10 protein-coding genes are annotated in these 7,932 nt (G+C 57.9%); 4 read left to right on the top strand and 6 right to left on the bottom strand.

Annotated features, from left to right (window positions below; genetic code table 11):
* Positions 1–109 precede the first annotated feature (109 nt).
* The gene (locus GWQ22_RS20215) at positions 110–1,420 is read left to right on the top strand and encodes a UDP-glucose/GDP-mannose dehydrogenase family protein (RefSeq protein ID WP_275931448.1); all 1,311 of its coding nucleotides are present in this window, start codon (positions 110–112) and stop codon (positions 1,418–1,420) included.
* A gap of 502 nt (positions 1,421–1,922) precedes the next feature.
* Here the strand turns inward: GWQ22_RS20215 and GWQ22_RS20210 are convergent.
* Entirely contained in the window at positions 1,923–2,165 is a 243-nt protein-coding gene (locus tag GWQ22_RS20210) for a YheU family protein (RefSeq protein WP_212513789.1), read from the bottom strand.
* Between the two features lie 173 nt (positions 2,166–2,338).
* Between GWQ22_RS20210 and GWQ22_RS20205 the strand changes: the two genes are divergently transcribed.
* Positions 2,339–2,506: a hypothetical protein gene (locus GWQ22_RS20205; RefSeq protein ID WP_275931447.1), complete on the top strand. Its 168-nt coding sequence runs from the start codon at positions 2,339–2,341 to the stop codon at positions 2,504–2,506.
* On the opposite strand, the gene GWQ22_RS20200 is transcribed toward GWQ22_RS20205, so the two are convergent.
* The 3 genes from GWQ22_RS20200 to GWQ22_RS20190 form a co-directional block, all read right to left on the bottom strand.
* Positions 2,488–3,471 (bottom strand): hydrolase, encoded by a 984-nt coding sequence (locus GWQ22_RS20200; RefSeq protein ID WP_275931446.1) that lies wholly within the window; start codon positions 3,469–3,471, stop codon positions 2,488–2,490. The two genes, GWQ22_RS20205 and GWQ22_RS20200, sit on opposite strands and share 19 nt — an antisense overlap.
* Before the next feature lie 57 nt (positions 3,472–3,528).
* Complete coding sequence (locus GWQ22_RS20195) at positions 3,529–4,428, bottom strand: chemotaxis protein (protein WP_042035022.1); 900 nt, start codon at positions 4,426–4,428, stop codon at positions 3,529–3,531.
* 164 nt (positions 4,429–4,592) lie between these two features.
* Positions 4,593–5,279 carry a hypothetical protein gene (locus GWQ22_RS20190; RefSeq protein ID WP_275931445.1) on the bottom strand — a complete coding sequence of 229 codons (687 nt, stop codon included), beginning with the start codon at positions 5,277–5,279 and terminating at the stop codon, positions 4,593–4,595.
* Between the two features lie 39 nt (positions 5,280–5,318).
* Between GWQ22_RS20190 and GWQ22_RS20185 the strand changes: the two genes are divergently transcribed.
* Together GWQ22_RS20185 and GWQ22_RS20180 are read left to right on the top strand one after the other, a co-directional pair.
* Positions 5,319–5,525: a YheV family putative zinc ribbon protein gene (locus GWQ22_RS20185; RefSeq protein ID WP_042035019.1), complete on the top strand. Its 207-nt coding sequence runs from the start codon at positions 5,319–5,321 to the stop codon at positions 5,523–5,525.
* A 224-nt stretch (positions 5,526–5,749) separates the two neighbouring features.
* A complete protein-coding gene (locus GWQ22_RS20180) occupies positions 5,750–6,391 on the top strand; it encodes a peptidylprolyl isomerase (protein ID WP_275931444.1) in 642 nt (213 codons plus the stop codon).
* Positions 6,392–6,637: 246 nt separating this feature from the next.
* On the opposite strand, the gene GWQ22_RS20175 is transcribed toward GWQ22_RS20180, so the two are convergent.
* Together GWQ22_RS20175 and GWQ22_RS20170 are read right to left on the bottom strand one after the other, a co-directional pair.
* The gene (locus GWQ22_RS20175; protein ID WP_275931443.1) at positions 6,638–7,039 is read right to left on the bottom strand and encodes a hypothetical protein; all 402 of its coding nucleotides are present in this window, start codon (positions 7,037–7,039) and stop codon (positions 6,638–6,640) included.
* A gap of 16 nt (positions 7,040–7,055) precedes the next feature.
* The coding region (locus GWQ22_RS20170) for an IS5 family transposase (protein WP_275931442.1) at positions 7,056–7,932 on the bottom strand (877 nt) is incomplete at its 5' end.

Raw genomic sequence — 7,932 nt, 5'->3', positions numbered from 1 at the left:
GAACAGGGATTGCAGGCTGGAGCTCACTCTGGGAAGGCTGGCAAACACTGCAAAGTAAACTGGACGGCTTTATTGCCGCCAAAGAGATGATGGCTTCGGGGATCAAGATCTGATCAAGAGACAGGTACTGGCCGATGTCGGCCATCAGGTTATCTGTGTCGATGTCGATGAACAGAAGGTGGCTGACTTGATGGCCGGCCAGGTTCCCATCTATGAACCCGGATTGGAGGCGCTGCTCCAGCGCAATATCAAGAGCGGTGCTCTGGTGTTTACCACGGATGTTGTGCTGGCCGTCAAACACGGCGAGGTGCAATTTCTGGCGGTCGGCACGCCGTCGGGGGACGATGGCTCCGCCGATCTTTGCCATGTGCTGGCGGTGGCCGACACCATAGCTCGTCATCGTGATGCCCCCGTCATCATAGTCAACAAGTCGACCGTGCCGGTGGGCACGGCCGAGAAGGTGATGGCCAAGGTGAATGTCATCTTGCAGCAGCGGGATCTCTCCTTTGCCTTCGATGTGGTTTCCAACCCCGAGTTCCTGAAGGAGGGCTCCGCCATCCAGGATTGCCTGCGGCCGGATCGCATCGTGGTCGGCACTTGCAACGAGGCGTCCCGCCAGCTGATGCGCGAGCTTTATGAGCCGTTCAATCGCAATCATGATCGCATCCTGTTCATGGATGTGCGCAGTGCCGAGCTGACCAAGTATGCCGCCAACTGCATGCTGGCCACCAAGATAAGTTTCATTAACGAGATGGCCGGTCTGGCCGAGCGGGTCGGCGCGGACATCGAGATGGTGCGCCAGGGCATAGGGTCGGATCAGCGCATCGGTTATCAGTTCATCTACCCTGGCTGTGGCTATGGCGGGTCCTGTTTCCCCAAGGATGTCAAAGCCTTGCTGGCAACAGCCCAGGAACTGCAATATGACACGCCGCTGATCCGGGCGGTGGAACGGGTCAATGAGCAGCAAAAATCGCGGCTCTACGAGCTGTTGTCCGGCTTCTTCAGCGCCCAGGGGGAATCCCTGGCGGGCAAGACCATCGCCCTGTGGGGGTTGGCATTCAAACCCAATACCGATGACATGCGCGAGGCCCCGAGCCGTGCCCTGATGGAGGCCCTCTGGCGTGCTGGCGCCACAGTGCAGGCCTATGATCCCGAGGCCATGCAGGAGACCCAGCAGCTCTATGGCTATTGTGACAACCTGAGGCTGATGGGGACCAAGGAGGCCGCCGTGTTTGGGGCCGATGCCCTGGTGATCTGCACCGAGTGGAACCACTTCAAGGCCCCCAACTTCGTCACCATCAAGCAGGCGTTGACATGGCCGCTGATCGTGGATGGCCGCAACCTGTTTGATCCGGGTCGCATGCGGGATCATGGCTTTCATTACTATGGTATTGGGCGGGGCGAGTCGGTAAATAGATAATGGAGACGGGCGTTGAATGAAAATTTATCGCTCATCTCACCCATCTCTTTTTACCAACCAGCAGAGTCGGTTTTACCGTCAAAAATAAACAGAGACGCACCTGAGCTGACCTGGCTGAATAACGCTGTGAGCGTGAAATTCTATGAGGTTATGGCATGGTCACATCTTGTAAATAGGGTGATGTGAGCGCCTTCTTTATACTCATGTAATGGCTATGGATTATCCCCTGACCGGGAAATATGAGGGCAGGTTTATCCCGGGATGACCGGCATCTTATTTATCTGTCTTTCATCAGTGCGAATTTATTTATTCGGAAGGTGTGGTTCGCTTAATTACATTGTTATAAAGGTACTCATACTTGCCCCAAATGGCCTGTCGATGATTCGGCGGGCCATTTTTATGTCCGGTATAAAGGCCTGACCCCAGGCGGGAACTGTCAGGTTTGTTGCGCCATCATGCCAGTTGCGCTGGCAAGGCCCAGATTGGGATGGCAATCACCTGGCTATTCCGGTATATCGTCCACCGGTGCGCTGCTGAAGGTCGCTTTTGACACTATGTTGATGCTCTCGTGCAGTTCGCTGTAGACGATCACGGCCAGGCCTTGTTGCAACTGTTGTCGGACATCGTCGACCTTGTCAGCCAGGCTGACGTCATGCTCACCGTACTCTGTGCCTTCCCGCAGGACGAAGTGTTCGAGCAGGTTGTTGAGGGTATCGGAGTCCAAGTCTTGCCAGGGGATAATCATGGGTTCATCTTCAGTGACCAGAGAGTGGGTATTGTCTATCCCTTGCCAGCAAGCGCAAGGGATTTATGGGGCTGTCAGCGGGTGTACGCAGGTTGTCTGATGAACAACGTCGCCTCTCCACCCACTTCGATCATCTGTTGTGCCAGTCACGCCGCCATGGCCTGAGCTAGGGGTTGCATTGGTTCTGGGCCGTCAACCAGCGGGCGATTCTGTTCCTGCTTGCCCGCTTGTATGTCTATCGGGATGACTATCTGGTGATCGCCTGTATGCAGCCCGGCGCCGACGACGCGATCTATCGGGTCAAGGGGACAGGGCGCAACGGCTATCGACTCGCGCCCTGAGTCTGCTCCTTCACCCATTGGCTGATGCGCTCTTCCAGCCAGAAGTGGGGGCGCCAGGGTGTGCCGTGCAGGAAGCCCACATGGCCGCCCCGTCGGCTCAACTCGTAACGCACCATGGGTGAGAGCTGCTCCGGCTGCGGGATCACGGCCTCTGTCATGAAGGGATCGTCGGCGGCATGGATCACCAGAGTGGGAATGGGAATGCGGGCCAGCAGCCCCAGGCCGGAACAGCGCTGGTAGTAGTGGTCGGCGTTGGCAAAGCCGTGCAGCGGGGCCGTGACCTGCTCGTCGAAGTCGCGCAGGGTGGCAATCTGTTGCACCTGCTGCAGCTGCCAACGTTTGCCCGCCTCGGCCTGGCGCCGGATCTTGTTTTGCAGGTTGTCGCGCATGGTGCGCAGCAGATAGCTCTGATAGACCCGGGAGAAGCCCTTATTGACCCGATCGGCGCAGCTGTCCAGTCGCAGCGGCGCCGAGATCACCACGGCCGCCTGCAGCTCACGGGGGCAGGCCCGTGCCAGCAGATTGACCAGCATGTTGCCTCCCAGTGAATAACCGATGGCGATCAGTGGCTTGCCGGGAAAGCGCTGGCCCAGTTCGGCGATAAGGGCCTGTGCATCCTCGATGGCGCCGGAGTGATAAGCCTGCAGGTGACGGTTGGGTTCGCCGCTGCAGCCACGAAAATGCATCAGTACGGCCTCGTCCCCCTGTCGTTGCAGATGGGCGAACAACCCCTTGGCATAGTGGGAGTGGATGCTCCCCTCCAGCCCGTGAAACAGCACCATCAGTGGCTGCGCGTTCTGGTGGATGTCGCCGCTCCAGGCGAGATCGACGAAATCCCCGTCCGCCAGTTCGAAACGCTCGGCCACGAAGCGGGCCGGCGCCCGTCGCAGCCACTTTGGCAATATGGTTTGCAGATGGGGATTGCGCGCCCACCAGGGGGCGTGGAAGTGACTCTCTATGAGCATGATGGGGTCCGAAACAGGCAACAAAGTACGGCGAGAAGGGGGCTTCTCGCCGCCTTGTCAGGCCAGCAGGCTGTCATGGTGCTCGGCACCGCGCAGCATGGCCTGGATCAGCTCGTTGGCCTCAAACTTGGTCAGCGCCTCGTGGGCGCCCACCTGGTGGGCCCGTTCCACGCTGATCTCGCTGGAGAGCGAGGTGTGCAATATGATGTAGGCTCCCGCCAGCGTCGCGTCGCTCTGCACCTCAAAGGCCAGCTCGTAGCCGTCGAGCCCCGGCATCTCTATGTCGCTCACCAGGATATCGATGGGGGTCTTCTGGCTGGCGCGAGCCTGCATCAGGACCAGCGCATCCTTGCCGTTGGTGCAGACCTCGTAGGGAATATTGATGTAGTCCAGCGCCGCCATCAGCTGGCGGCGGGCGACGGAGGAGTCGTCCACCAGCAGGATCCGCATCGGCTTGATCCGCTCACGCTGCACGTCGGTCAGCACCGGGTAGAGGTGGCTGGGATCGTCCGGGTAGACCCGTGACAGTATCAGCTCCACGTCCAGCAGCTGGATCAGCTGGTCGTTGACCCGGGTTACCCCGGTCACGAACACGTTATGGCCGAGCGCGGCGGGTGGGGATTCGATGTCGCGCCAGTTGCACTCGGTGATCTTGTCGATGCCGCGCACCAGAAAGCCCACCAGGGTGCGGCGGCAGTCGGTGATGATGATGAAGCAGTTTGGCATCTCCTCCTTGCTGATTGGGCGATAGCCCACCGCCATGGCCATGTCGATCACCGGAATGGTGGTGCCCCGCATGCTGGCGGCGCCCAGCACGGTCGGGTGCGAGTGCGGCATGGCCGTGAGCTGGGTGTAAGGCACTATCTCCTTCACCTTGAGGGTGCCGATGGCGAAGGATTGTTTGGCCGAGAGATGAAACAGCAACATGCCCTGGGATTGGTTGGCTTTGCTTTTCATGGCAGATGTCCTGTGAGTCAAAACGGTATCAGTCAATTCAGGCCCCTAGCATAAAGGATTATTGGAGAAATGACCCTCTTGTTATTAGCGGCCGCTTGCCGCAAAGCTGGACTCATTTAACCCATTTTTTTTCGCCTGGCCTACCCGGTTTTTGGCCCGCCGGGTCAGGTGGGTTGCTGTTCATCCAGGCTGGCGCCAAGCCAGCGTTGGCAGGCCTGGGCGAGGGCCTCTTCGTCCCGGTAGCCGAGCTTGCTCACCACCTGCGCCCGCTTGCCGCCGCTCTTGAGCAGGCGCACCGCCTGCAGCAGCTGCCATTGGGCGCTCAGGGCATCGGCCGCGAGGCCCGGATCCGTGATCCCGCGCTGGGAGAGACAGGCTTGCCAGGCAGCGTCACTGCCCGCTTGCTGGCTGATCAGTGCCCGCCAAGCGCCTTGCAGCAGCTGATCCGCATGTTGCGACAGGGGGCAGGCCTGCAACTCGTCGAGTATCACCTGCAGACGATGACCATAGGCACCTTGCCAATCGCGGGGGCGCTGCCATTGGGCCAGGCTGTCGAACAGGGCATCCAGCAGCGGGGCCGGTTGCAACCAGCCCGCCTGGGCTGGCTGGGCAACCCGCAGGGAACAGGTCAGCAGATCATGGTGGCAGCCTGCCAGCGGGCTGAAGGCGGCGAGGGCATCGGCGCAGAGCCAGAAGCTGTTGCCCGCGGTCAGCAGCAATTCATGCTGGCCGAGTCGCAGCAGTGCCGCGCCCCGGGTTATCCGCAGCAACTGGCCTACCGGCGTGCGTTTGCGGCCGCCGACCTGCAGGTACGGGGAGGAAAAATGCTGGCATTCGATGGCGTGATGCATGTAAAAACCCTGATATGATGCTGCCTGGAGGTAACAAGAATGGAAACCAGACGTAAAAAACGCTTCATCGCCGGTGCGGTTTGTCCGGCGTGCGGCAAAATGGACACCATGATGCTGTATATGGAGCATGGAGTCGAGAAGGTGACTTGTGTCGACTGCGGGGACACCCAGGTGCAGACCCAGGCCGAGGTGGACAAGGTGACCCGGGAGACGGAGCAGGTAATTGGGGTGTTTCGTCCCGAATGAGCCAGACCGAGGTGGACAAGGTGACCCGGGAGACGGAACAGGTAATTGGGGGGGGCGTCCCGAATGAGGACCCAGCCGCAATACCCGGGAATGAGGTGCGAGTCAGGCCTATGCGGTTTCACATTGATGACTTTTTCATCACGACTGAGCCGGGCTCACCATATGCTTGGCCACCTTTTTGAGGTATTCTGGGCCCGTTTTTTTCTATCCGCAGGATCCCTGACATGAAAGTAGCTCCCCTGAGCGTGGTTACGCTGGAATACACAGTCACCGACGAACACGGTGAAGTCATCGACACCACTGTCGGTAAAGAGCCTCTGGTGTATCTGCACGGTACCCGTTATCTGGTCTCCGGCCTTGAAGCCGAGCTGGAAGGCCGCAGTGTGGGCGAGGCGTTCGACGTCACGCTGGCACCGACCCAGGCCTATGGCGAATACGACGAAAGCCTGGTGCAAGAAGTACTTGGCGAGCTGTTTGACGGCATGGAAGTGTCTGAAGGGGATACTTTTGTGGCCGAGACTGACGACGGTCACCGCCCGGTGACTGTCATCGAAGTGTCCGAAGAGTTCATCAAGGTGGATGGCAACCATCCGCTGGCTGGTGTGACCCTGGGCTTCAAGGTCGAGATCAAGGACGTGCGTGCCGCCACGGCCGAAGAGCTGGCTCACGGCCACGTTCACGGTGCCGGTGGTTGCGGTCACGATCATGGTCACGACCACGACCATGACCACGATCACGGCCATGAGCACGGCGGTTGCTGCGGTGGTGGCCATGGCCACGATCACGGTCATGACCACGGCGACGAGCAGGGTCAGGGCGGTTGCTGCGGTGGCGGTGGCTGCGGTGGCAAGGGTCACCAGCACTGATCTGCGTTATGGGCATAGCCCGATAAAAAAACCCGCGTAGGCTTATTTATAGTAAAAACCATGCACTTTTGTTAAATGAGTAGTTAAACAACTATATTTGAAAGGTTTTTTACTCAACGGAAATCGTACACACTATGTATTTTAGTGTGTACGATTTTTTTGTACTTAAGTTGCCATGTGGTTTCGAAAAGCACTGAAAAGATATGGCTCATGTGATAAGCCTCGAATGATGCACATGAAAGGGTTTTATTTACCTAACGCCCTCATCACCACCTCCACGGCAGCCAACCGTCCTCGTAAGCACCGAAACTCCTGACTGGTGTGCCTGAGCACATTATCAATGGTCGTCTCTAGCTCGGGGAAGTCTGCTCGTAGCTCATTGTATTCGGCGAACGTGGCCTGGTATTCCTGAATTTCAAATCGATAAGATTTCGCCTTGGCCTCCAATTCTTCCAGCCCCTTTCGCACCTCATCCTTCACTTCCACGACTGGCATTTGCTCGACCTGAGTCACTGGAATCACTGGGCCAAGGGAAGGTGCGAACAAGTGGATCGCACCTTCATCATAAGCAGCCTGCTCACGTTTAACATTTTCATTACTCCAGAATTCGGACGTATTTACTCCAAAATCTGCTTTTTGCTCCATCATTCCCCTTTTTCGGGGCTTACCTCGCATTTTGGACGCAGCTATCCCATCCCCGTATCATCTGGTCCACTCGAAACAGATTCGCCAGCGTAAACAACATCGCCAGTTGGTTGTCGTTCTTCCGCAGCCCCTTGTACCGAGCTTTCACAAATCCAAACTGACGTTTGATGAGCCGGAACGGATGTTCCACCTTGGCGCGGACGCTGGATTTGAGCCTCTCAAAAGCAATTACTCCCTTGTTTTTACGAGGATGCTTTTTGAGTTCCTTGAGTTTGCCAGGGCGCATGGCAATCGCCCATTCAGCCTTCACATCGGCCAGCTCTTCACGATTTTCAGCCCCCTGATATCCGGCATCAGCGAACACAAACGCTTCCTTGCCATGGAGCAGATGACCCACCTGATTGAGGTCGTGCTCGTTGGCTGACGTGGTCTCCAGACTGTGAGTCAGGCCACTCTTCGCATCGACGCCGATATGAGCCTTCATGCCGAAATACCACTGATTGCCTTTCTTGGTCTGATGCATCTCGGGGTCACGCTCTCCACGCTTGTTCTTGGTGGCGTTGGGGGCCTCGATGATGGTGGCATCGACCAGCGTGCCTTGCTTCATCATGATACCCGCGTCACAGAGCCACTGGTTGATGGCCTCGAAGAGTTGGCGTGCCAGTTGGTGCTGCTCCAGCAGATGCCGGAAATTCATGATGGTAGTACGGTCAGGGATGGCCTGGTCCAGGGAGAGTTTGGCAAACAGACGCATCGAGGCAATCTCGTAGGAGTTATGGTCATTTCTGGTGTACGGAGGGATAGAAGAGGTGGCGTATCCTGCTGATTGATTCCCGCGAAGAATCTCAATCAACAGAGGTGATACGCCATGACTAATTCTACCCTCAGAGCCCTGC

The sequence above is a fragment of the Aeromonas sp. 1HA1 genome, from assembly GCF_029237385.1.
In the GTDB taxonomy this organism is placed as follows: domain Bacteria; phylum Pseudomonadota; class Gammaproteobacteria; order Enterobacterales; family Aeromonadaceae; genus Aeromonas; species Aeromonas popoffii.
This window is presented reverse-complemented; position numbering and strand designations above follow the sequence as displayed.